At 65.2% G+C, this 25,037-nt stretch carries 17 protein-coding genes and 1 pseudogene; 12 read left to right on the forward strand and 6 right to left on the reverse strand.

Annotated features, from left to right (window positions below; genetic code table 11):
* Window positions 1-83: 83 nt before the first annotated feature.
* From AWJ14_RS20390 to AWJ14_RS20435, 10 genes and pseudogenes are all read left to right on the forward strand, one after another.
* Window positions 84-527, forward strand: coding sequence for a hypothetical protein (locus tag AWJ14_RS20390; protein ID WP_245304392.1), 444 nt, complete (start codon window positions 84-86; stop codon window positions 525-527).
* A gap of 163 nt (window positions 528-690) precedes the next feature.
* A complete protein-coding gene (gene ccmI / locus AWJ14_RS20395; protein WP_066183915.1) occupies window positions 691-2,280 on the forward strand; it encodes a c-type cytochrome biogenesis protein CcmI in 1,590 nt (529 codons plus the stop codon).
* Window positions 2,277-2,747, forward strand: coding sequence for a cytochrome c maturation protein CcmE (gene ccmE, locus AWJ14_RS20400; protein ID WP_066183918.1), 471 nt, complete (start codon window positions 2,277-2,279; stop codon window positions 2,745-2,747). Before ccmI ends, ccmE begins: the two co-directional genes overlap by 4 nt.
* A gap of 48 nt (window positions 2,748-2,795) precedes the next feature.
* Entirely contained in the window at window positions 2,796-4,790 is a 1,995-nt protein-coding gene (locus AWJ14_RS20405; protein ID WP_066183923.1) for a heme lyase CcmF/NrfE family subunit, read from the forward strand.
* Window positions 4,787-5,275: a cytochrome c-type biogenesis protein gene (locus AWJ14_RS20410; protein ID WP_066183926.1), complete on the forward strand. Its 489-nt coding sequence runs from the start codon at window positions 4,787-4,789 to the stop codon at window positions 5,273-5,275. The genes AWJ14_RS20405 and AWJ14_RS20410 overlap by 4 nt, the downstream gene beginning before the upstream one ends.
* Window positions 5,276-5,312: 37 nt before the next feature.
* On the forward strand, window positions 5,313-6,542 hold the full coding sequence (locus AWJ14_RS20415) for a bifunctional alpha/beta hydrolase/OsmC family protein (RefSeq protein ID WP_066183929.1): 1,230 nt from the start codon (window positions 5,313-5,315) through the stop codon (window positions 6,540-6,542).
* Window positions 6,543-6,688: 146 nt separating this feature from the next.
* Complete coding sequence (locus AWJ14_RS20420; protein ID WP_066183932.1) at window positions 6,689-8,251, forward strand: Do family serine endopeptidase; 1,563 nt, start codon at window positions 6,689-6,691, stop codon at window positions 8,249-8,251.
* Between the two features lie 128 nt (window positions 8,252-8,379).
* Window positions 8,380-9,117, forward strand: coding sequence for a response regulator transcription factor (locus tag AWJ14_RS20425; protein ID WP_066183935.1), 738 nt, complete (start codon window positions 8,380-8,382; stop codon window positions 9,115-9,117).
* Between the two features lie 7 nt (window positions 9,118-9,124).
* Window positions 9,125-10,560: pseudogene (locus tag AWJ14_RS20430) on the forward strand (sensor histidine kinase).
* Entirely contained in the window at window positions 10,557-13,580 is a 3,024-nt protein-coding gene (locus AWJ14_RS20435) for a bifunctional [glutamine synthetase] adenylyltransferase/[glutamine synthetase]-adenylyl-L-tyrosine phosphorylase (RefSeq protein WP_066183938.1), read from the forward strand. Before AWJ14_RS20430 ends, AWJ14_RS20435 begins: the two are co-directional and overlap by 4 nt.
* 116 nt (window positions 13,581-13,696) lie before the next feature.
* Here AWJ14_RS20435 and AWJ14_RS20440 read toward each other — a convergent pair whose 3' ends face one another.
* The 4 genes from AWJ14_RS20440 to AWJ14_RS20455 form a co-directional block, all read right to left on the reverse strand.
* Window positions 13,697-14,749, reverse strand: a complete 1,053-nt coding sequence (locus AWJ14_RS20440; protein WP_066183941.1) for a type I restriction endonuclease — start codon at window positions 14,747-14,749, stop codon at window positions 13,697-13,699.
* Window positions 14,750-15,218: 469 nt separating this feature from the next.
* Window positions 15,219-16,214 (reverse strand): hypothetical protein, encoded by a 996-nt coding sequence (locus AWJ14_RS20445; RefSeq protein ID WP_139112728.1) that lies wholly within the window; start codon window positions 16,212-16,214, stop codon window positions 15,219-15,221.
* A 36-nt stretch (window positions 16,215-16,250) separates the two neighbouring features.
* A complete protein-coding gene (locus AWJ14_RS20450) occupies window positions 16,251-17,087 on the reverse strand; it encodes an esterase/lipase family protein (protein ID WP_171904915.1) in 837 nt (278 codons plus the stop codon).
* 433 nt (window positions 17,088-17,520) lie between these two features.
* A complete protein-coding gene (locus AWJ14_RS20455; protein WP_139112729.1) occupies window positions 17,521-18,060 on the reverse strand; it encodes a cytochrome b in 540 nt (179 codons plus the stop codon).
* 181 nt (window positions 18,061-18,241) lie between these two features.
* On the opposite strand from AWJ14_RS20455, the gene AWJ14_RS20460 reads away from it, so the two are divergent.
* The gene (locus tag AWJ14_RS20460) at window positions 18,242-18,700 is read left to right on the forward strand and encodes a MarR family winged helix-turn-helix transcriptional regulator (RefSeq protein WP_066183949.1); all 459 of its coding nucleotides are present in this window, start codon (window positions 18,242-18,244) and stop codon (window positions 18,698-18,700) included.
* Between the two features lie 161 nt (window positions 18,701-18,861).
* Here the strand turns inward: AWJ14_RS20460 and AWJ14_RS20465 are convergent, their stop codons facing one another.
* A complete protein-coding gene (locus AWJ14_RS20465; protein ID WP_066183954.1) occupies window positions 18,862-21,030 on the reverse strand; it encodes a methyl-accepting chemotaxis protein in 2,169 nt (722 codons plus the stop codon).
* A gap of 279 nt (window positions 21,031-21,309) precedes the next feature.
* Between AWJ14_RS20465 and AWJ14_RS20470 the strand changes: the two genes are divergently transcribed.
* Window positions 21,310-22,401, forward strand: coding sequence for a zinc-binding metallopeptidase family protein (locus tag AWJ14_RS20470; RefSeq protein ID WP_066183958.1), 1,092 nt, complete (start codon window positions 21,310-21,312; stop codon window positions 22,399-22,401).
* Between the two features lie 43 nt (window positions 22,402-22,444).
* On the opposite strand, the gene AWJ14_RS20475 is transcribed toward AWJ14_RS20470, so the two are convergent.
* Entirely contained in the window at window positions 22,445-24,784 is a 2,340-nt protein-coding gene (locus AWJ14_RS20475) for a PAS domain-containing sensor histidine kinase (RefSeq protein ID WP_066183964.1), read from the reverse strand.
* Window positions 24,785-25,037 lie beyond the last annotated feature (253 nt).

A 25,037-nucleotide genomic window follows, 5' to 3' on the forward strand; every position in this document is an offset into this window, starting at 1 on the left:
AACATGGTAATCTCGCTCGCCCGGCACGATCGGCGGTCGATTCGACGCAGGAGAGCTGAGGCAGGAACGGAAACGGCATGGGCATGAGATCTTCAAGCATCGCGAAATTTGCCTTTCTGGCAGCCCTTTCTGCCGCGGTTGCCGGCTGTGCCGGAAGCGGCGGCACACGGCCGATGGCCTTCGGGCCGATCGCGGCGCCGAAGATCGGCGGCGGCGATGCGCTGCTGGTTTCGCTCAATGGCGGCATCCTGCCGAAGTCCGCGGTCACCGGCCTGAGCAAGCCCGACCAGGTGCGGGCGCTGCAGGCGGAATACCAGGCGCTCGAGAAAGCCCCGCTGGGGCAGAAGGTAGCCTGGAAAAGCCAGCTCGGCGGCAATTCCGGCGAGGTGAGTGCCGGAACACCCTATCAGGTGGGCGAGCAGAACTGCCGCCAGTACACCCATGCCGCCACCATCAACGGCGTTCCCGTCAAGGGCCAGGGCGCCGCCTGCCGCAATCAGGACGGCAGCTGGACGCCACTTGGCTGATTAGCGGAGGCAATTTGACCTGCATCATAGTGGCCCGGCCCGGGCTGCTGTTTGTAGGGGCAATGCCTCGGTTTTTTTGGGTGCCACGCGACCAAACGCCCCAATAATTCTGCAGGCGTCGAATGATGTTGGAAAAAGACCAGTGCTCGGATATTGAGACCTCATGTTGTTTTGGGTAATCGCCGCCGTCATGACCGCCGCCGCGACCCTGGCCCTTCTCGGGCCGGTGGCGCGCGCCCGCAAATCAGCCCCGGATGCGCCGGAGGCCCATGACGTCGAGGTCTATCGCGACCAGTTGTCGGAGATCGATCGCGATCTCGCCGACGGGCTGGTTGATTCGGCCCAGGCCGACGTGGCACGCACCGAGATTTCGCGCCGGCTCCTGACAGCCGCGCGCAAGGCCGAAGCCGCCGAAACCGGCGGTCCGCGCAAGGCGAGCCCGGGGCTTCGCCGCGGCGTGGCCCTGGCGGTGGCGGTTTTCATGCCGGTGGCGGCGCTGTCGGCCTATATCGGGCTCGGACGGCCGGACCTGCCGCAGCTGCCGCTGTCGGCGCGGATTTCCGCCGAGCCGGAAGCCACCGACATTTCCATGCTGGTCGCCCGCGCCGAGGAGCATCTGGCCAGCAATCCCGACGACGGCCGCGGCTGGGACGTGCTGGGCCCGATCTACATGCGCATCGGCCGGTTCGATGATGCCGCCAATGCCTTCCAGAAGGCGATCTCGATTCTCGGCCCGTCGCCCGCGCGGCAGGCGAGTCTGGGCGAGGCGCTGTTCTCCGCTGCGGGCGGCATCGTCACCGAAGAGGCGAGCCTGGCGTTCCAGACCGCGCGCGAACTCGATCCGACCGATCCGCGCCCGCGTTTCTATCTGGCGATCGGGCTCGCGCAGTCCGGCAAGACGGACGAGGCCAAGGCCGCGCTGACCAGCCTGCTCGAAAGCGCGCCACCCGGTGCGCCCTGGATCCCCGCCGTCGAAAACCAGATCGCGATGCTTCAGGCGGACGGACAGGACGACGCGCCGCGCAACCCCACCGCCGCCGATATCGCCGCAGCGCAGAACATGAGCGCCGAAGACCGTCAGGCCATGATCGGCTCGATGATCGAGAGCCTCGCGGCGAAACTGGCGGAAAACCCCAACAATATCGACGGCTGGCTGCGGCTGGTGCGCTCCTATATGGTGTCGGGAGACCGCGAAAAGGCGCAGGAAGCGCTTGACCGCGCCTTTGCCGTCTTCACCCCGTCGGGGCCCGAGAACCGGGCGCTGACGGCGCTTGCCAACGATCTGGGCCTGATTGCCGCGCCCACGCTCGGCGGGGTGCCGATGGCGCCCGCGACCGGGCCGCAGGGAACGTCGGCAGGCAAGACCACGGGCACCGCCAAGACCCCGTTCATCCTGCCCGGCGCAGCCGGCGGCGCGGCAGGTGCCGCATCCCAGGACGCGGCCACCGCAGAGGCGCCGCGCGATCCCTCGGAAGCGGAAATGGCCGCGGCGGCGACCATGTCGCCCGGCGACCGCATGGCGATGATCCGCGACATGGTGGCCTCGCTTGACGAAAAGCTCACCGCGGATCCGAACAATCTCGACGGCTGGCTGCGGCTGATCCGGTCCTATGCCGTGCTTGGCGACCGCGCGGCCGCCGACCAGGCGCTTGCCCGCGCAAGCCTCACGTTCCCCGGCGACAGCGACGGCGGCCAGGCGCTGGCCGGCCTTGCCGCCGAACTCGGTCTCGAACCCGTGGTGGAGGGCCAATGAACCGCAAACAGAAACGCTTGACGATCATCGCCGCAGGCGCGGTGTTCCTCGTCGGTGCCGCAGTCCTGGTGACATCGGCGCTGCGCGACCAGATCGTCTTCTTCAATTCGCCGACCGACGTGCTGGCCCAGCATGTGGCGCCGGGCACGCGGGTGCGGCTTGGCGGCCTCGTGGAAGAGGGCTCGGTCGAGCGTGGCGCGAATTCCGAGGTCGTCTTCAAGGTGACCGACACCGCCGCCTCGGTGAAGGTGCGCTATGTCGGGATCCTGCCGGATCTGTTCCGCGAAGGGCAGGGCGTGGTCACCGAAGGCGTCTTCTCCGCCGACGAGGGCACTTTCCTGGCGGACTCGGTGCTCGCCAAGCACGACGAGAACTACATGCCGAAGGAAGTCGCCGATGCGCTCAAGGCGCAAGGGGTGTGGCAGGAAGGCGACCCGACGCCGGGCGCCGGCACGCAAACCCAGTAGTCAGACGGCCGCGCCTTCGCCGGTCTTTCCCATCGAGGAGTGGACGCCATGATCACAGAAATCGGCCATTTCGCCCTGGTGCTTGCGCTGGCCACGGCCATCGTCCAGTCGATCGCGCCGCTGATCGGCGCGCGCCGCCGCGACCCCGGCCTGATGGCGATCGGCCCGGTGGCGGCGCTGACCTCGACGGTGCTGGTGTCGATCTCGTTCGCGGCGCTGACCTATGCCTATGTGGTGTCGGATTTTTCGGTGCTCAACGTCGTCGAGAACTCGCACTCGCTCAAGCCGATGCTCTACAAGATCACCGGCGTGTGGGGCAACCACGAGGGCTCGATGCTCCTGTGGGTGCTGATTCTTGCGCTGTTTTCGGGCCTGGTGGCGCTGTTCGGGCGCAACCTGCCCGATACGCTCCGCGCCAATGTGCTGGCGGTGCAGGCCTGGGTGACGGTGGCGTTCCTGCTGTTCGTGCTCCTGACCTCGAACCCGTTCCTGAGGCTCGACCCGGCGCCCGCCGAGGGCAACGACCTCAATCCGATCCTGCAGGACATCGGCCTCGCCATCCACCCGCCGCTTCTCTATCTCGGCTATGTCGGCTTCTCGATCTCGTTCGCCTTCGCCATCGCCGCGCTGATCGAGGGTCGCATCGATGCAGCCTGGGCACGCTGGGTGCGGCCCTGGACGCTGACGGCCTGGGTGTTCCTGACCGCCGGCATCTCGATGGGCAGCTACTGGGCCTATTACGAACTCGGCTGGGGCGGCTGGTGGTTCTGGGATCCGGTCGAAAACGCCTCCTTCATGCCCTGGCTGGTGGGCACGGCACTGTTGCATTCGGCGCTGGTGATGGAAAAGCGCGACGCGCTGAAAATCTGGACGGTGCTGCTCGCGATCCTGACCTTCTCGTTCTCGCTGCTGGGCACCTTCCTGGTGCGCTCCGGCGTGCTCACCTCGGTGCATGCCTTTGCCACCGACCCGGCGCGCGGCGTGTTCATCCTGGGCATTCTCGTGGTCTTCATCGGCGGCGCGCTGGCGCTGTTCGGGCTGCGCGCGGGCACGCTCAAGGCCGGCGGCATGTTCGCGCCGGTGTCGCGCGAGGGCTCGCTCGTGCTCAACAACCTGTTCCTGACGACGGCGGCGGCGACCGTGCTGATCGGCACGCTTTATCCGCTGCTGCTCGAAGCCACCACCGGCGAAAAGATCTCGGTGGGGCCGCCTTTCTTCAATCTCACCTTCGGCCCGCTGATGGTGCCGTTGCTGATGGCCGTGCCGTTCGGGCCGCTGCTGGCCTGGAAGCGGGCGGACCTTGCGGGCGCGGCGCAGCGTCTGATGACCGCCATCGGCCTGTCGCTGCTGGTGGGGCTGGGCGTCGTCTACATGACCACCGGCGCGCCGGTTCTCGCCGCGCTCGGCCTCGCGCTCGGCGTCTATCTCATCCTCGGTGCGCTCACCGATCTGGTGCTGCGTGCGGGTCTGGGCCGGGTTAGCGCCGGGGTCGCCTGGGCGCGGTTTGCGGGCCTGCCGCGCTCGGCCTTCGGCACCGCGCTCGGGCATATGGGGCTCGGCGTGACCGTGATCGGCGTGGTCGCGGCCAGCGTGTTCTCGACCGAAACCGTCCAGTCCATGCGGCCCGGCGATACGGTCGAGGCCGGCGGCTACCAGCTGCATTTCGACGGCGTGCGCCAGGGGCACGGTCCCAACTATACCTATATGTCGGGCGAGTTCACGGTCTTCAAGGGCGGCGCGGAAGTGGCCAAGATCGCCTCGGCCAAGCGCATGTACCAGGCCCGCGGCATGCCCACCACCGAGGCAGGCATCCTCACCTTCGGCGCAAGCCAGCTCTACATCGCGCTCGGCGATCCCGAGTCCAATGGCGGCCTGGTGGTCAGGGTGTGGTGGAAATCCTGGGTGACCTTCATCTGGTACGGCACCGTGCTGATGATGATCGGTGGTGCGCTGTCGCTCTCCGACCGGCGCCTGCGGGTCGGCGCGCCCAACCGCGCGCGGGCCGTCAAGCGACCCGCCAAGACCGCGGAGGCCGCGGCATGAGCCGGATTGCTTCGCTGCTGGCAGCGCTGTGGCTCGGTCTCGCCACGGCAGGCGCGGCCTTCGCCTTCAATCCCGACGAGGTGCTCGACGATCCGGCGCTCGAGGCGCGGGCGCGCACGCTCTCGCTCGAATTCCGATGCCTCGTCTGCCAGAACCAGTCGATCGACGATTCCAATGCCGAGCTTGCCCGCGACCTGAGGCTTCTGGTGCGCGAGCGGCTTGTGGCCGGCGACACCGACCAGCAGGTGATCGACTATGTCGTCTCCCGCTATGGTGAATTCGTGCTGCTCAAGCCGCGGTTCTCGGTGCGCACGGTGCTGCTCTGGGGCGCGCCGGTGGCGATTCTCCTGATCGGCGCGGGGGTGATGGTGGCCGCCAGCCGCAAACGCGCGGGCGCAGCCGCCGCGACCTCGGCCGACGGTCTCTCCGACGCCGAACGCGCCGAGCTCGCGAAACTGTTGAAAGACCGTGACCGCCAAGCCTGATAGGATCCTCTCCAGTCGGTAACGAGAGGGAGAGATCATGACGGCACGGACGATCAAGGCGGAATTCGACGGCCATTCCGGCGCCAAACTCGCAGCCCGGCTCGATATCCCGGCGGGCGAGACCCGGGCCTGGGCGCTGTTTGCCCATTGCTTCACCTGCTCGAAGGATTCGCTTGCGGCCAGGCGCATCTCGGGCGAACTGGCGCGCGCCGGCATCGCCGTGATGCGCTTCGACTTCACCGGGCTCGGCTCGAGCGAGGGCGAATTCGCCTCGACCAATTTCTCCTCCAATGTCGAAGACCTGCGCGCCGCAGCCCAGTGGCTGGAGGCGCATCACGAGGCACCGCAGATCCTTGTCGGGCATTCGCTCGGCGGCGCCGCGGTGCTGTCGGTGGCGGGCGACCTGGCCTCGGTGAAGGCGGTGGTCACAATCGGCGCGCCGTCCGAGCCTGACCACGTGATCCGTCATTTCCGCGCGCAGGCAGACGAAATCGAGGCGCGCGGCGAGGCCGAGGTCGATCTCGCCGGCCGCACCTTCACCATCCGGCGGCAGTTCGTGGAGGACCTTGACGCCACGCGCCTGGCCGGGCGCATCCGCGCGATGAGGAAGGCGCTGCTGGTCATGCACGCGCCGCGCGACGAACTGGTCGGCATCGACAATGCCTCCGCCATCTTTCTTGCGGCCAGACACCCGAAGAGCTTCGTCTCGCTCGATGACGCCGATCATCTGCTCACGCGCGCCGACGACGCCAATTACGTGGCCGGCGTCATCGCCTCCTGGGCCGCGCGCTATCTGCCGGCCGATCCGCCGCGCAGCGAGGCCGACACGGTCGAAGACGTCGTGGTGGGCGAAACCGGGCAGGGGCGCTTCCAGGTCGCGATCCAGGCCGGCCGCCACCGGCTGATGGGGGATGAACCCGTCGATGTGGGCGGCGCCGACACCGGACCCTCGCCCTATGACCTGCTCTCGGCCGCGCTCGGCGCCTGCACCGCCATGACGCTCAGGATGTATGCGCAGCACAAGCAGATCGATCTTGGCAGGGTCACCGTGACCGTGCGCCACGCCAAGGTGCATGCGAAGGACTGTCTCGACTGCACCGAGGCGGAGCGGGCGGGCGGCAGCAAGATCGACCGCTTCGAGCGGGTGATCGCGGTGGATGGCGGCGTGCCGGAAGGGCTGTCGGACAAGATCACCGAAATTGCCGGAAAATGCCCGGTTCACAAGACGATGGCGCATGGCGCCAAGGTGGTCACCAGGCTCGCCTGACGCGCCGAAATTTCCAATTATGGCAAGGACATGACGGGGATTATTACAAAGGTTTAATGATCCGGAAAGCTTGCAGTAAGACGCGACGCCCTATCTCTACCTCCAGAGCCGCTGAGCCGGCCGACGCAAACAACAGAGGTTGAGACATGTCGAACACCCCCCGCAAGTTTCCCAAGCGCTTCCTGACCACGACCGCGATCGCGGGCGTTGCCGCTGCCTTGCTCGCCACCGGCGTGCCCGCGCCGATTTCCAACGCGTTTGCCGATGCCGTGCGCGTCGAGGCCCCGCAGGCGCCGAGCTTCGCTGATGTGGTCGCGGCGGTTTCGCCCGCCGTGGTTTCGGTGCGCGTCCAGGCCGAGACCCAGCCGGTCTCCAATGACGGCCCGTTCAGCTTCGATTTCAACGGCCGCGGCTTCGACGACCTGCCCGACGACCATCCGATGAAGAAGTTTTTCGACCAGTTCAGCCGTGGTTTCGGCGACAAGCGCGGCCACGACGACCGCCGCGCCGAGCGCGACCGCCGCGGTCCGGACAGCAAGCGTCACGGCCGGGTGCGCCCGGTCAGCCAGGGATCCGGCTTTTTCATCTCCGAGGACGGATACCTGGTGACCAACAACCACGTGGTGGAAGACGGCTCGGCTTTCACCGTGATCATGGATGACGGCACCGAACTCGACGCCAAGCTCGTCGGCCGCGACAGCCGCACCGACCTGGCCCTGCTCAAGGTCGAGGAAGCGCGCAAGTTCGTCTATGTCGATTTCGCCGACGACTCCAAGGTGCGTGTCGGCGACTGGGTGGTTGCCGTGGGCAACCCGTTCGGCCTCGGCGGCAGCGTGACCGCAGGCATCGTCTCCGCCCGTGGCCGCGACATCGGCGCCGGTCCCTATGACGACTTCATCCAGGTGGACGCCGCCGTCAACCGCGGCAATTCGGGCGGCCCGACCTTCAACCTCAACGGCGAAGTGATCGGCATCAACACCGCCATCTTCTCGCCGTCGGGCGGCAATGTCGGCATCGCCTTTGCCATCCCGGCTTCGACCGCCCGCACGGTGATCGCCGACCTGATGAAGAACGGTTCGGTCGAACGCGGCTGGCTCGGCGTGCAGATCCAGCCGGTGACGGCGGACATCGCCGAATCGCTCGGCCTGTCGGGAGAGAACGGCGCGATCGTGGCCGAACCGCAGAAGGACACGCCTGCCGAGAAGGCCGGCATCAAGGCCGGTGACGTGGTGACCGCCGTCAATAGCGACACCGTCAAGGGGCCGCGTGAACTCGCCAAGATGATCGCGGGCTTCGACCCCGGCGAGAAGGTGGACATCACCGTGTGGCGCAACGGCAAGAGCGAGACCATCAAGGTCGAACTCGGCGCGCTGCCGACCGAAACCGCCGCAGTCTCGCAGGACGGGGAGCAGGCGCCCTCGACGCCCCAGGCTGAAGACACGCTCGACAGCTTCGGCCTGACCGTGGTGCCGGCCGAAACCGGCGACGGGCTGGTGATCACCGCGGTCGAGCCCGACAGCGCCGCCGACGAGCGCGGCCTGCGTGCCGGCGACGTGATCATCGCGGTCAACAACCAGGACGTGAAGAATGCCGCCGATGTGGTGAGCATCATCGACAATGCCGCCAAGGATGGCCGCAAGGCCGCCCTGTTCCAGGTGGAAAACGACAACCGTTCGCGGTTCGTCGCGCTGCCGATCGACCAGGGCTGAGGACGGCCTGAGCGAACACTTCCGGATCGTGCCTGTCACGATCCGGGTGTAAAGACGCGGCGGACTTACCCCCAGTCCGCCGCGTTTGCATATCCGGATGGCAAGACTTGCGAGTGGAGTTGGAAAGGATGCATGGTCAGGACATACATGGCGGGTCTGCACCCGCACCGGGCATCAGGAATGCATCCATGAAGATTCTCATCATCGAAGACGATCTGGAGACCGCCGCCTATCTCTCCAAGGCGTTTCGCGAGGCGGGCATCACCGTCGATCACGCCAGCGACGGCGACTCGGGCTTCTTCCTCGCTTCCGAAAACAGTTACGACGCGCTGGTGGTGGACCGGATGCTGCCCAAGCGCGACGGCTTGTCGATCATCGCCGAATTGCGTGCCAAGGGCGACGACACGCCGGCGCTGATCCTGTCGGCGCTCGGCCAGGTCGACGACCGGGTGACCGGCCTGCGCGCTGGCGGCGACGATTATCTCACCAAACCCTACGCCTTCTCGGAGCTTCTGGCCCGGATCGAGGTGCTCGGCCGCCGCAAGGGCGGACGCGAGCAGGAAACCACCTACCGGGTCGGCGACCTCGAACTCGACCGCCTGAGCCACGAGGTGCGCCGCGCCGGCCAGCCGATTCCGCTGCAGCCGCGCGAATACCGTCTGCTCGAATATCTGATGAAGAATGCCGGCCAGGTGGTGACCCGCACCATGCTGCTCGAGCATGTCTGGGACTATCATTTCGATCCGCAGACCAATGTCATCGACGTGCATATCTCGCGGCTCAGGTCGAAGATCGAGAAGGATTTCGGCGAGCCGCTGCTCAGGACCGTGCGCGGTGCGGGCTACATGATGAAAGCCGGAGGATAAGGCCTCCATGTCCCGCCTGCGCGCCATGCTGTCGACGACCGCCGTCAGGCTGTCGGCCCTCTATCTCGTGCTGTTCGCGCTCTGCGCCGTGGCGCTGGTGTTCTATGTCACCGCGATTTCCGAAGGCATGCAGCGCGACCGCACCCAGAGCGCCATTGCCGACGAATTGCGCATCGTCGCCGGCGCCTATCGCGGCGGCGGCGTGGCGGGGCTGGTGCGCATCATCGAGCGGCGATCGCGCCAGCCCGGCGCCAATCTCTACGCCATTGCCTCGCCGGTGGGCGACCTGATCGCCGGCAATATCTCCTCGCTGCAACCCGGCGTGCTCGACGAGCAGGGCTGGACGCTTGTGCCGTTCCGCTACCAGCGCATCGGCGATGTCGAGGCGGAGGATCACCGCGCGCTGGCCCAGGTGGTGTTCCTGCCCAACGGCATGCGGCTGATGGTGGGCCGCGACATCGGCGAGCGCGAGCAGGTGCGCGGCCTGGTGCGCCAGGCGCTGGTGATTGCGCTCGCGATCATGTTGGCGGGTCACATGGCGGGGGAAGCCGATCCGCTTGACCGGCTGCGCGCCTATGGTTCTTCGTCGGCCGCCGCGCGCTCAAGCGCATCGACCACATGTCGAATGCCAGCAAGAAGATCCTGGCCGGCGATCTCTCGCAACGCCTGCCGGTCAATGGCTCGGGCGATGAGTTCGACCGGCTGAGCCTGTCGCTCAACACCATGCTCGGCCGCATCGAGCGGCTGAACGAGGGGCTTCGCCAGGTCTCCGACAACATCGCCCACGACCTCAAGACGCCGCTCACGCGCCTCAGGAACCGCGCGGAAGCCGCGCTTGCCGACGATGGCGGGCCGGACGCCCAGCGCCAGGCGCTTGAGCAGATGATCGCCGACAGCGACCAGCTGATCCGCACCTTCAACGCGCTTCTGATGATCAGTCGGGTGGAGGCGGGCTCCTCGACCGCGCAGATGAGCGATGTCGATCTCTCGGGCCTTGCCGCCGATGCCGCCGAACTCTATGAACCGCTGGCCGAGGAAGAGGGGATTTCGCTCGTCTCCCGGATCGAACCTGGCCTGTCGATGCGCGGCAACCGCGAGCTTCTGGCCCAGGCGCTCTCGAACCTGATCGACAATGCCGTCAAATATGCCGATTGCGGGCAGGAGCCGCAGATCGCCGTCACGCTTGCGCGCGTGCGCGACGAACTGCACCTCTCGGTCACCGATACCGGCCCCGGCATTCCCGCCGACCGGCGCGAGGATGTGGTCAAGCGCTTCGTAAGATTGGATGAAAGCCGTTCAAAACCCGGCACGGGGCTCGGGTTGAGCCTTGTGCAGGCGGTGGCGGCGCTGCATGGTGGGCGTCTGGAACTAGCGGACGCCCGGCCCGGGACCGGGGAACACCCCGGGCTTGCCGTGACCATGGTGCTGCCGGGGGGGACATGACCGAAACCACACAACCCGGATCGCTTGCGGCGCTTGCCGAATGCCCGATCCGCGCGCCGTCGGCCACTGCCGCCAAATCGGCCGCCGCCGACCTGAAGCCGCTTGCCGGCGAGTATCCCGAAATTGCCGCCGTGCTCGGTGCGGATGGCCCGGCGCGCGAGTTCGTGCTTGCGGCATTGGCGCTGTCGCCGTTCCTGCGCGAGACCGCGATGGCCGATCCGGCTGCGCTGGCGCTGGCGCTGAGCCGGCCCTGCGCCGACATCCTTGCGGACACCGTCGCCGCCGCCCGCGGCGCCTGGCGCACCGCCGAGGGCGGGCTTGCCAGCGAAGCCGAGCTGATGCGCACGCTGCGCCAGGCCAAGCGCCGGGCTTCGCTGACACTGGCGCTCAACGATCTCGCCCGGCTGACAAGCGGTCGCGAGACCACGGCGGCGCTCAGCGATCTCGCCGATGCGGCGCTGGGGGCTGCCTTCGACCACCTGCTGCGGGCGGGCCATGACGCGGGCAAGCTCAAGCTCGCCGATCCCGAGGCGCCGGGGGAGGGCTCGGGCCTGATCGTGCTCGGCATGGGCAAGCACGGCGCGCGCGAGCTCAACTATTCTTCCGACATCGACATCGTCGTGTTCTTCGATCCGGAGGCCGGCGTCGTTACCGACCGCGACGAGGTGACCGACGTGTTCGCGCGCATGGTGCGGCGGCTGGTGCGGATCATGCAGGAGCGCACCGGCGACGGCTATGTGTTCCGCACCGATCTGAGGCTGAGGCCCGACCCGGGCTCGACGCCGCTCGCCTTTCCGGTGGAAGCCGCGCTCAACTATTATGAAAGCCGCGGCCAGAACTGGGAGCGTGCTGCCTTCATCAAGGCGCGGCCGGTGGCGGGCGACCTTTTGGCGGGGGAGCGGTTCCTGAAGGACCTGGTGCCTTTCGTGTTTCGCAAATATCTCGATTTTGCGGCGATCGCGGACATCCATTCGATCAAGCGGCAGATCCACGCCCATCGCGGCTTCGGCGACATCGCGGTCAAGGGCCACAATGTCAAGCTCGGCCGCGGCGGCATCCGCGAGATCGAATTCTTCGTCCAGACCCAGCAATTGATCGGCGGCGGGCGGTTGCCGCGGCTGAGGCTGCGCCGCACCGACGAGATGCTGGTGGCGCTTGCGCGCGCCCGCTGGATCGATCCCGCCACCGCGCGCACGCTCGCCGAAAGCTACTGGTACCTGCGCGATGTCGAGCACCGCATCCAGATGGTGCGCGACGAGCAGACCCACACGCTGCCCGAGACCGAAAGCGAACTCGCCCGCATCGCGCTGATGATGGGCGAGCCCGACACCAAGAGCTTCGGCGCCACCTATGTGCGCGTGCTGGCGGGCGTCGAACAATGCTACGCCGAGCTGTTCGAAAAGGAAGCCGGGCTGTCGGGCGGCATGGGCAATCTCGTCTTCACCGGCGAGGACGACGATCCGGGCACGCTCAAGACGCTGGCCGAACTCGGCTTCGAACGTCCGGCCGATATCTCCCGCATCATCCGCACCTGGCATTACGGCCGCTACCGCGCCACCCAGTCGGTGGAGGCGCGCGAGCGGCTCACCGAACTCACGCCGGAACTTCTGAAGGTGTTCGGCGCCACCAAGCGCGCCGACGAGGCGCTGATCCGCTTCGACGCCTTCATCTCCGGCCTGCCGGCGGGCATCCAGCTGTTCTCGCTGATCGGCACCAATCCGGGGCTCCTGTCGCTGATGGTGACGATCATGGCGGCAGCCCCGCGGCTCGCCGAAACAATCGCCCGCAAGCCGCATGTGTTCGACGGCATGCTCGATCCCGGGCTGATGGCGGAACTGCCCACGCGCGACTATCTCTCCGAACGCCTCAAGGCCTTCCTCGAAGGCGCTGTCGCCTATGAGGACATTCTCGACCGGCTCCGGATCGTCGCGCTCGAGCAGAAATTCCTGATCGGGGTTCGGCTGCTGACCGGCGCGATCTCGCCGAGCCGGGCGGCGCGCAGCTTCTCGCATCTGGCCGATCTCATCATCTCCGAGGCGCTCGACGCGGTGCGCGCCGGCATGGAGGAGGCCCATGGCAAGGTGCCCGGCGGCCGCGCCGCGGTGATCGGCATGGGCAAGCTCGGCAGCTACGAGCTGACCGCCGGCTCCGATGTCGACATCATCCTGCTGTACGACCACGACCCGGACGCCGAGGAATCCGACGGCCCCAAGCCGCTCGATCCGGTGCGCTACTACACCCGCATGACGCAGCGGCTGGTGACCGCGCTGTCGGCGCCCACGGCGGAGGGCGTTCTCTACGAGGTCGATCTGAGGCTCCGGCCGTCCGGCAACAAGGGGCCGGTGGCGACCTCGATCCGCGCCTTCTCGAAATACCAGAGCGAGGAAGCCTGGACCTGGGAGCACATGGCGCTCACCCGGGCGCGCACGGTGGCGGGCGAGGAGAGCCTGCGCGCGGAAGCCCGCGCGCTGATTGACCAGGTGCTGGCCCGCCCGCGCGACGAGGCCAAGCTGATCGCCGATCTCACCGAGATGCGCGCGCTGATCGAGGAGGAAAAGCCGCCGCGCGACATCTGGGACGTCAAACTGATCCCGGGCGGGCTGATCGACATCGAATTCATCGCCCAGTATCTCTCGCTGAAAGCGCGCGCCGCGGGCTGGCTGCCGGCCAGCGAGGACGACGAGGCCGCGGGCCTGCTCGCCGGCTCCGAGCCGGCACAGACGCCCCGCGCCAGCCAGGGCGAATGCACCTCCACCGACGCCACGCTCAGGATCCTGGGGCCGGCCGAACTCGGCGAGGAGACGACCGAGGAACTCAGCCGCGCCCTCGACCTCTGGAGCGGCCACGCCCAGATCGTGCGGCTGTGCACCGAAGGCCCCTTCGACCCCAAACAGGCCCCCGCCGGCCTGATCGACCTTTTGACCCGCACCGGCCAGGCGCCGGACTTCCCGAGCCTCGAAGCGGATTTCAAGGCGACGTCCAAGCGGGCGCGGGGGATATTCAAGAGGGTGACGGGGTAGGGCTCCTGTCTCTCACAACCTGCCATGCTGTTGTGCCGAAGCAGCGCAAGCAGCGTCGAAACGGTGGCGCGCTTTGACCGGCTTGGGCCAGGGTGAAGGGCGTGGAGCGGTTCGGCTCAGTCCGACACGTATTTTTGCGCTGTTGCTCTGATGCGGTCGCTGAACCCGTATATTTCGTCCAGGGATTGGATGATGACGCGATCTTCGACATCGCCATCGAACAGGCCGACATATTTGACCGATCTGTTGAAGTGAAGCCGCGCCAGAGGCTTCCTGTTGTTGTCGACCAAGACCGCGCAATAAGACTTGGCATCTCGCATCTGAATGCGCTTGGCCGGCACGATTTCACGAGCGATCGCTTTGACGATCATGAAGCCTTCGCGCTCTTCTTCCGTGGTTACAATGTCCGGTTCCTCTGCCGTCGGCTCATCTATCGTCCGGATCGTTTCTTGCGTGTCCGCCAATGCGCTGGAGAGCCGGCTCTTCACCTGATCCATGATGACATCGCGGAAGGCTGCGCGTACGACGCCTGTCAGCATCTCCTTCGCCTGTGCGCGCATCTGCCCCTCGTAGACATTCCTTGATACCAACCTTACAAACTCTTCCGTTGGCTCTTCGATCAGATTGGCGATTTCCTGCTTGACGCCAGAAGTGTATTTCAGGCGTTCTGCCGTTGCGAGTATTGCGTCGACGTCAAACGAACTCTTTTCGAATTTGCGAAGTTCGGACAGGATGTTGGCATTGAAATCCGTGATGTCGAACACAAGAAACGGTCGAGAATCGAGTTTGTTGGTTTCTTCGAGGTCGGTGTAGAAATTGAAGGTTCGGCCATTCGTGAGAATGGCAAACCTCGCCTTTGTGACCGTGAAATATCGGAAAAGTTGATCAAGGTGCTTTTTCTCGAGCGTCACGGAAATGGGTTTGCATTCGATGAGGATGCGAATGTCGCCTTCAATGTTGATGGCGTAGTCAACTTTCTCACCTTTCTTGCCGACGGCGTCCGCTGTGAATTCCGGAACCACTTCGGTGGGGTCGAAAACATCGTACCCCAAGGCACGCAGAAAAGGTAACACCACTGCAGTTTTGACGGCTTCTTCGGTTGCCATTGTACTTGAATGCGACTTCACCCTTTCCGAGATCGACCGCAGGTTTTCTTCGATTGTGCTCATTTTTCACCCCGCCCGTTAAGGGTGTAGATTTGCCGATGCTTTTGGCGCCGTCAAGGATCATGTTTCCCGAACTAATGGCGTCTATTTCTGCATTTATTGCGGGTCTTTCAGTGTAGGTTCTGTCTGAGACCGGATTTTAGTAATATTTGGTGTTGCCATTGGTCGTGGCTTCTTGAAACTGTCCTATTTCAATTGAATGCTGTCCAGCGCCGGGGATCTGGCCTTACCTCAGCGCGCAAATATCCGGCTTGGAGCCGCGGCTTGGCGGTTTCCAGCCTCGGCGTTTGTCCCCTACACCTTCCCCCCGAACCACATCCGCGAGACCGTCGCGTCGCGTTTGGCGAAAGGTGGTAGAGGGCGGCGAGTGTGTGGGCGGCGAGGAGCGCGATCAGGAGCTTGGCGCGCCGATGCCGTGGGCCGGGCGCGGGGCGTGGGCGTCGAAGCCGGGCAGCGGCCTGAATCGCCAAATTCAAGTGCCGTTGCCAGGCACTCCAAGAATGTTCGTTGGCAACGTGGCATATCCCTCAAGAGCTCCGCCGTTGAAGATGCTGGTGTCGTAGTTTTGGCTTTCAGCGATAATGTCACGGGCCATAGAATTTTCATCCGAACTCAAGGTGGATGAGATGATGCTCTTCCACCCCTGTTCCACATTGGAAAATTCTTTCAAGTATTTTTTCTCATAGGTGGTGTTGGGCTGATTGACGAACTGGGCAGTGACTTCACCAGTCCGAATTGCAGTCGCCGCCGCAAGCGGTTGATTGCCGACTTTAAGCAGAGATATTGCCGCGTTCTGGTTCGCCCAGGCTTTTGAGATATCGTTCAGGCCTGTTCCAACCTCTGAAGCCAACGCATATGCGACTGCTCGATAGTTGTTGGCGTCACTTCCTTCGTAAGCCTTCGCGCCACGATAGATGTCCAGGCCGGAAATGCCCACCGGTTGAGCCTTGCTGGACAAGAATGAGATCAGGCCAGCATAAACTTCCGGCGCCATTCGATCCAAAGGCAATGATGACGCCTGTCTTGCCGCATCGAGCCATTGCTCCCGGTTCTCAATTTCGGTGTCGAACGGCTGGTCGCCTAACAGCGCAACATCGTAAGCGGCATCCTCGAGGACACGCTGGAGATGCGCAATGATCGACGCATCGTCCAGTATTTCGGCGTGATGCCTGTTCGAAGGGTAGGGAAATTTCGCCCGGCCGAAGAGGGACATTCCACCAGGTTCCCCTGACCAGTAGGGTACGGTTCCATCACCCTTTCCAAAGGCCTCGTGCACGGCCACAGGCTTGCCAGGCTTCCCAACGAGATTCACCGAATCCACGGTTGAGAGGCTGAATTCACCTCTTTTATCCTTCAGTTCTCCAACAATGAAGGCCATTTTGGCGGATACAGCGGGAGGTATTTGGTACTTTTGAAGTTCACACACGACTTGCGACGCAGCGGATATCCTCTTCTCGATAAGGGCCATGGCATCTTCGAAGCGCCATCCGTGTCGAGAACCTAGCTATCCTGCAGCCGCTTTTGGGGAGCGCCAATTCTCGATATCATCGAGGAAAACCGGGAGCGATTTGCCCGTTCCAATATCCATCGACAGGCGCAGGGCTGTTGATTCATCCTGGACGCACTCAGCGCCGCCTATGCTTGTCGCTGGGAGCAACTCGTATGCACTCTCAAAGGTTATGGCGTCCGAAGCCATCCTTTTGGTGAACAGAAATGAGTAAATCGGATTGTCGTCAAGAGATGTCTTTCCGTTGAAGATCGTGCGAATTGGTTCCAGCGAACCCGCATGAGGGGTGCCGGCGAATGTGAAGCTGTTGATGTTCTCAATTCCGAGATTTTGGCACCCGGTGCGCGCTCTGCCCATGTGATCCTTGATCCAATGTCTCAGCACAAGTCCACCCATGGAGTGGGCAACGAAAACCAGGCGCTCATCTTTTTTTATCTGAGGGAACTCTTCACAAAGGAATTTCGCGAGCTCTTCGGCGCTCTTCTTGTTCGACCGACGCCAGTCATAAGGAAAGACCAATACTTTTTGACCGAGCATTTGCAGGTTCTGGCGAATTCCGGAGTATCCTTGAATTGTCTTTCCAAACAGGCCAATTGAAAACCTAACGTCCTCAAACAAATATGGTTTCAGTTTCGGGAATCGTTCCAGTGACAATCCCTCTTTGCCGATGCCATTTTCACCCCAGAATATGTTCTTGTCCTCGTCCTCCAGGATTGAGCCATATATTCCCGGAATGAAAACAACCGTGACTTTGCTATAGCCTTTAAGGTAACCGGCGCTGGTCTTGGTCGCGCTGGCAGTCAATACCAACGAAACGGTCAGCAGAAAAAGCATCCAAAATCGCAAGAACCCCATTCTCCCGCCCTCTGATGCAAGCAAGCCAGCTGATGATGGTCTATGCAAGCTATAGTGGACCAATCTCTCTGCATGGGCAATTGTAGGAATGCGTCCATTGCTCTCAAAGTTGCAAGGCAAGTAAGCTCTGTGAAGTTGGCGCTCTCAGGCAACAGGCCGGTACGCGTGTACCTGCTGCATCTCGTCGATCCGACATGTCTGCATGTCGGAGACATCGCGGCCACGCGATTTGGCGGGTTCATGGCCCCCTTTCAGGGGCCGATGTCTCCGTGCTTGTGTACTGCCGCTGCCGTCACCATTCCCCACCCGGCCTGGCCGTCGTCGGTCCAATTCTTCCCGAGAAAGCGGAATAGTCGGAGGGGAAGCGGGTCTCAGGTCACGCGTGATCCGTTTGCCGCGCATCCTGGAGAGGTTACACCTTCCCACCGAACCACATTCGCGAAACCGTCGCGTCGCGTTTGACGAAATGGTGGTAGAGCGCGGCGAGCACATGGGCGGCGAGGAGGGCGATCAGGAGATTGGCGCCGATGCCGTGGGCCGGGCGCGGGGCGTAGTCGCCGAAATCGGGCAGCGGCCCGGGCGCGCCGAAGAAGACGATGTCGCCCGCGCCCGAAAGCGCGAACAGGGCGATGCCGCTTGCGCCCATCACCAGCACGACGAGATAGAGCAGCCCGTGCACGCCCTTGGCGGCGAGCTTCTGAAGCGCGGTGTCGTCACCGAGCGGTTCAGGGCGGATGTCGAACCGCCACCAGGCGATGCGGGCGAGCGTCAGCACCAGCACGAGAATGCCGAAAGGCGCATGCATGGACAGGATCGAGGCCTTGGCGGCCGGGTCGGCGGTCTCGTCGGCGATCGTGCCGGAGACAAGGAGCCCCACGATCAGGAGGGCGCTCAGCCAGTGCAGGCCCACGGCGACGGCGCCATAGGCGGTGGGGGTGCTTTTCAGGGTCATCTTCGGTTATGTCCTTCTCGACAACAAGGCTGCGGCCGGGGCGGGCTTGGGTGTCCGGGCGGGATCGGGCGTGGTGCGCCCCAAGCCTTCGGACCGCGCCTTTTCCGTCAATCGGAGGCGGCGGCCTGGCGGACTTGCTTTCCCTGCCGGTGCGCGATAAAGTTTACACGGAAATATTTACATGGCAACCAAAAAGCAGCTCGAACGCCCCCGCTCCCTGGGGCAGGTCCTCACCTTCGCCACCGCCGCCACCGGGGCGATGTGCCAGGAGATGCTGGCCGCCCACGACCTCACGCTGGCGCAATGGGTGATCCTGTCGGCGCTGTGGCGCCGCGACGGCATGCTGGTGAGCGAGATTGCCGACTACAGCGGCAACAATGCGCCCGCCGCCTCGCGCATCATCGACCGGATGGCCGAGCGCGGGCTCGTCACCCGGAACGCCTCCGCCGATGACAGGCGGGCGGTGCGGGTGCATGTCACGCCGCTCGGGCGCGGCCTGAGCCATCTCGCGGACTTTCACGAGCGCGTCAATGCGCGCCTGCTCGAGGGCATTGCGCCCGACGAGGCCGAAACCCTGTTCCGGCTGCTGCGCAAGGTCGACGCCAATGCCCGGCGCGCAACCGGCCCAGCCCCGAGTTGACTGTGCCGGCCTGGCAGCGCCGGCCTCGCAGGGCAGCCCCGGCAGGGCAGGACGGGGGGCTCCGGTCCGCACCCTGCAAGCCCCCTGCGGAGGCTGACCGGCACACACGACAAGGGGGCGGACACCCCGGCGTCCGCCCCCTTGTCGTGTGTCGGGTCGGATCAGGCCGCGGCGGTGAGGCGCGTGGCCTGCATGCCGATCTTGAAGCGGCCGACCTCGTTTGCCAGCACTTCGGCCTCGCGCGAGAGCGAATGGGTGGCGGCGGTGGATTCCTCGACCATCGCCACGTTCTGCTGCGTCACGCCGTTCATTTCCGAAAGGGTGCGGTTGATCTCGGCCACCGCATCGGCCTGTTCGCGCGCGGCGGTGACGATGGCGATCACCTCCGCGGCGACGCCGTCGATATGGCCGGCAATGCCCTGCAGCGCCTCGCCGGTCTCGTTGACCAGTTCGACGCCATGGCGGACCTGGCCTTCCGAGGTGGTGATCAGCGTATGGATCTGCTTGGCGGCCTGCGCCGAGCGCTGCGCGAGTTCCCGTACTTCCTGCGCCACCACCGCGAACCCGCGTCCGGCTTCCCCGGCGCGCGCGGCCTCGACGCCGGCGTTGAGCGCCAGAAGATTGGTCTGGAAGGCGATCTCGTCGATCACGCCGATGATCGCCGAGATCTCCCTGGACGAGGCTTCGATCGCGGTCATGGCGGCGATGGTCTCGCTCACCACTTCGCTCGACCTGCCGGCATGCTGGGAGGTCTCGCGCACCAGGGTGCCGGCGACATCGGCGCGCCGTGAGGTATTCTGCACGGTGGCCGAAACCTGCTCCAGCGCGGCCGCGGTGCGCTCCAGAGATCCGGCCTGGCGCTCGGTGCGTCCCGCCAGGTCGTCGGCGGCGCTGCGCAGTTCCGTCGCCCCCTGCTTGATGTGGGTCGACACCTCCTTGACCGACCCCATCGCCGCCTTGAGCGACTCTACCGAGGAATTGAAATCGGTCCTCAGCCCCTCGAACCGCTCCGCGAACCGGGTGTTGATCGAGATGTTGAGATTGCCGGCCGCAAGCTCGCGCATGGCCTGGCCGAGCGACGTCACCGCCTGCTCGGTCTCGGCCGCGCGGGTCCTTTCGGCCGCTTCGGTGCGCAGGCGCTCGGCTTCTTTGGCGGCCGCGGCGCGGGCATCCTCCTCGCGCTGGCGCACCAGGTTTTCGCGGGTGATGGTGATGAACCGCTCCACCGCTTGCCCCATCAGCCCGATCTCGTCGCGGCCGCCCGACTGTGCCACCACCATCTCGGTGTTGCCCTTGGCGAGTTCGCGCATGCAGTCGGCCAGTCCGCGCAGCGGCTTGGTCACGCTGCGCGCGAGCAGGCCGCCGATCAGCAGCGCGCCAAGCACCACCGCCGCGGCGAACACCGTGAGCTGGACAAAGGCAGTCCAGCTGCGGTTCGCAATTTCGCTCGCGTTGAGGGCCAGCGCCCCCACGGTTTCATCCTCGATCTGCTTCATGGTTTCGATATGCTTGGTCGCGAGCGCGAACCAGTCCGCCGTGTCGAAGGCCGAAAGGTCGGTGGCAATGCCGTTTTCGAGCATGCCAAGGCGCATCGCCTCGAGCGCCTCTTCACCCGAGGCCGCCAGGCGGGCACGGATATCGGCCTGCACCCCCTCGGGCTGTGCGGCGAGAAATTCCTCGATCAGCGTGCTCTGCGCCCCGCCCATGCGCAGGAAGCTCTTGTAGCGGGCAGGATCGAACGCCCCCGCGCCGAGCACGCCCGCGCCGATGCCGCGCTCCTGGCCAGCCAGCTCCTTGGCCATCATCAGTTCCTGATAGGCGATCAGCTTGGCACGCAGCTTCGGATCCGAGCTTTCGCGCGTTTCAGACCGGGCCAGATCCATCAGCGCCGCGATACTCGAGGTGTAATAGGCAAAGGCTTCGCCGCCGGGCAGCGTCAGGCCTGAAACGGCGGAACGGATCTCGCCGAGCCGGGCAAGCTTCTCGCTGATCCGGGTCCGGAGCTCCGCGTCCGGAGCGAGAGTGTCGAGCACCGGGGTGAAGCCGGCGATCCTCTCGTCTGTCTTCGCGCGCGCCGTGGCCAACGCATCGCCAAGTTTCGCGCCCTTGCTGCCGAGATAGCCGGCGGTGGTGCCGCGTTCGACTTGCAGCGTATGCATCAGATCGCTTGTCAGTCGCACATTGCCGGTCATTTCGATGAGCTGCGACATGGCCTGGTAGTCTGCACGGCTCTCGATCACCTCTTCCCCGGCCAGGACAACCAGCATCGCCAAGGGAGCCAGGACCGCGGCACCGATACGGAACTTGATGGGTATGTTGTTGAGCTTCATGGCGAATTACTTTCCGTTATATCAGAAAAAGAGCGCATCACGGCCCGTATTGCTTGTCGTGATTAAATAGATTCACTTTTAAGCAAATGTGAATGCAACCCTGCGAGATGCTGTAATCTCCTCATCGCGCCCAGCGGGTAACGGGGCCGGTCCCGGGCTGCCCGTCGCATCAGCGGCGCTCCGGCGTGGCGGCGGGGGGAACAAGCGCGCCGCTCGGGCGTTCTGACAGGAGCCCCGGCGTCTCGTGCCGGCGACCATCCCTGCCACCGGATCGATCCCATGCGTCGCTTTTCCTGCCCGACCTGCGCCAATGAAGTGCATTTTCGCAACAGCCATTGCATCACCTGCGGCTCGGAACTCGGCTATCTGAGCGAGAGCGACCGGATCATGGCCGCGCCGTCGGGCAGCGGTCGCTGGGAGGATGAGGGGGCCGTCTGGCACGCCTGCGCCAACCGGCAGGCGATCGGCTGCAACTGGCTGGTGGAAGGGGGGCGCCTCGGCGCGGCGGAGGCCGACGTCCCGCTGGCCGGCAGCTTGTGTCTGAGCTGCCGCCACACGCTGGTCATTCCCGATCTGTCGCGCCCCGAAAACGCCGAGCGCTGGGCCATGCTCGAGGAAGCCAAGCGCCGGCTGTTCTATTCGCTCGTCAAGTTCCGGCTCGATGTCGGGGACCTGCAAGCCGGGCCGGACACGGCGCTGCGATTCGAGTTCAAGGCCGACGAGCTGTCAGCGGATGGAAGCAAACGCCGCGTGCTGACCGGTCACGAGAACGGGCTCATCACCATCAATGTGGCCGAGGCCGACGATCCCACGCGCGAGAAGCACCGCAAGGCGATGGGCGAACCCTATCGCACGCTGATCGGCCATTTCCGCCACGAGATCGGCCATTACTACTGGGACCGGCTGGTGGCCGATGGCCCCGCGCTCGCCGAGTGTCGCAGGCTGTTCGGCGATGAGCGCGCCGACTACGCCGATGCGCTCGCCCGCCATTACGATGAGGGCGCGCCGCCGCAGTGGCAGGCGACCCATGTCAGCGCCTATGCCTGTGCGCACCCCTGGGAGGATTTCGCCGAAACCTGGGCGCATTACTTCCACATTGTCGACGGGCTGGAAACGGCGGGCTGGTATGGCCTCGAAGGGCTCGGGCAGGGGGTCGATCCGATGGACCGAGCGGCGCCGGGCTGGGCGGAGGCGGGTCCCTATGGCGCCGACGAGTTCACGCCATTGGCCAAGGCCTGGGTGCCGCTGACGGTCGCCATGAACGCCATGAACCGGTCGATCGGGCTCAGCGACTTCTACCCCTTCGTGCTCTCGGATGTGATCCTCGGCAAGCTCGCCTTCATCCACCGTCTGATCCACGCCCCGCGCTGACCGGCCTGCCGCGTGATGCGCGGGATGGCAAAGGCGGCTTGTCTTATGCGGCTTGGACAAGCTCCTGCGTCGCGGTGGGGATCCGCACGCTCACGATCGTTCCCACGCCCTCCACCGACCGCACCTTCATCGCGCCGCCATGCAGCTCGGTGAGGCTGCGCGAGATCGCAAGCCCGAGGCCGGAGCCGCCGGTGGATTTCGAGAACTGGTTCTGGACCTGCTCGAACGGCTGGCCGATGCGGCCCATCAGCGCCTTCGGAATGCCGATGCCGGTGTCCTCGATCGTCAGCAGCACCGCGTTCGAGGTCTTGCGGGCGCGCACCAGGATGCGTCCGCCGGGCTCGGTGAACTTGACCGCGTTCGACACGAGGTTGAGCAGGATCTGCTTCATGGCGCGGCGGTCGCCATCGAGCGACAGCGCAGGCTCGATCTGCTGGCGCACCTCGATCCCCTTGTTCTCCGCCTGGATCGCCATCAGCCGCAGCGTTTCCTCGACCAGCGGCGCCAGGTCGATGCCCTCGCGGTTGATCTGCATCTGGCCGGCCTCGATCTTGGCCATGTCGAGAATGTCGTTGATCACGGTGAGCAGGTGGATGCCGGAATTGTGGATGTCGTCGGCATATTCGGAATATTTGTCGGAGCCGAGCGGGCCGAACATGCGCGCCTGCAAGACTTCGGAAAAGCCGATGATGGCGTTGAGCGGCGTCCTGAGCTCATGGCTCATATTGGCGAGGAATTCGGACTTGGCGCGGCTTCCCGCTTCCGCCCGTTCCTTCTCGATCTGGTAGTCGCGGTTCAGTTCCGACAGTTCCGCGGCCTTGCGCTTGAGTTCGGACTGCGAGGCGGTGAGGTCGCCGATGGTCGCCATCAGGCGCTTCTCGCTGTCGCGCAGCCGCTCCTGGTTGCGCTTGAGCGGGGTGATGTCGGTGCCGACCGAGACCTGGCCGCCGTCGCGGGTCGGGCGTTCGTTGATCTGCAGCCAGCGGCCGTCGGCGAGTTGCACTTCGTAGGTCTGGGCGAGCCCCTGGGCGCAGGGCACGGCGAGCCGCCGCGCCACCACCGGCCGCGTCGCCGCCGCCTCGACATGCTCGCGCGGGGTGCCGGGCTCGAGGATTTCGGCCGGCAGGCCGTGGATCTGCTGGTAGTGCTTGTTCCACAGCACCAGCCGGTCGTCGCGATCCCACAGCACGAAGGCTTCGGACGTGCTTTCGATGGCGTCGAACAGGCGCTGGTCGGCTTCCGCCGTGCGCTGCTGCAGCCGGTGCTGTTCGGTCACGTCCATGGCGATGCCGATCAGGTGGGTCTGGGCCGAGCTCGGATCGATCACCTGCGCGCGGGTGCGCATCCACACGTAATGGCCCTTGGCGTGGCGCATGCGGAACAGGTGGTCCACCTGCTTGATGTCGCCGCTGGCGACCTTCTGGGCGATCTCGTAGAGGTCGCCGTCATCGGGATGCATCAGCCGCGAGGCTTCGCCGAAGGAGATCACGCTGTCGCGCGGCGGCAGGCCGAGGATCTCGTACATCGAACGCGACCAGTAGAGCCGGCCGCGGGCCATGTCCCAGTCCCACAATCCGCAGCGACCGCGCGACAGCGCCATGTCGACGCGGCGCTGGCTTTCGAGATAGATGCCGTCGGCGCGCTGGGCGCGGCCGGCCTGGCTGAAATAGGCGTAGAGGATGACGAGCAGGATCGAGGAGGTGGCGATGAACAGGGTCACGTTGACCGACACCGACTGCCGCCAGACGGCGTTCATGCCGGCGACCGGCGTGAAGGCGAGAATGGCGCCCGCGCCCTTGGGCAGCCGCGACATCGCCGCCAGATAGTCCTGCCCGTCCATGGCGACGTGCTGCACGCCGGCGCGCTCGTCGAACAGCCACAGCGGCGAGGTCTCGGCCACGAAGGCCGTGGCGAGGCTGCCGACCAGATGCTGTCCGCCTGCGGTGGCGGCAAAGATCCGGTCCTTCCCGTCCACCACCAGCATGTAGCGGCCGCCGGTATTGGGCATGGCGCTGAGCACGCGGTTGAGCCGGGCTTCGGTCTCCCGGCGCAAACCGCGCTCGACCGGTTCCGGATCGGAAACGAACAGCGAGGTCGCCGCGGCGAGGGTGAGCGCGGTCATCTGCTCGGCGGCGGAAAACAGCTGGTCGCGCCCCTCGCTCATGTTGATGTAGCGCGCCGCGGCCACCACGACCAGGAAGGCCACGATCAGGACGGGAATGAGACGCTTGAGGAAGGGCTCCGCGCCAGCGAGGCGCTCATAGGCAGGTTGGGCGAACACTTTCGCGTGCCCCGACAGCTCTCTGTACCCCCAGCGACCGCCGTCGGTTTTTTGAGCATGAATCGACCTTTCGGCCGCAGAAAAGTCCTGCGCATCCGCCATGATTTCTGTGTATCCCCGTTGATATCCGGACAACCGCATTTCCGAATCTGACCTAATGAATCAAAGGTGATTCGGCTTGTCCAGTCCAAAAAGATAGGTTTTGTTAACCATTTGAAATAACGGGGTTTAATTGGGATTCGAGTCGGCTGCTGCGAGGCCGGAGCGGCCGGCCGTCGCACCGGGCGCGCAAATCACCCGACAGGCGCGATCCGGCGACCCGCCGCACCCCGTTTCACGGGGTGAACCGGGTGCC

The sequence above is a fragment of the Parahoeflea olei genome, from assembly GCF_001703635.1.
Classification (GTDB): domain Bacteria; phylum Pseudomonadota; class Alphaproteobacteria; order Rhizobiales; family Rhizobiaceae; genus Hoeflea; species Hoeflea olei.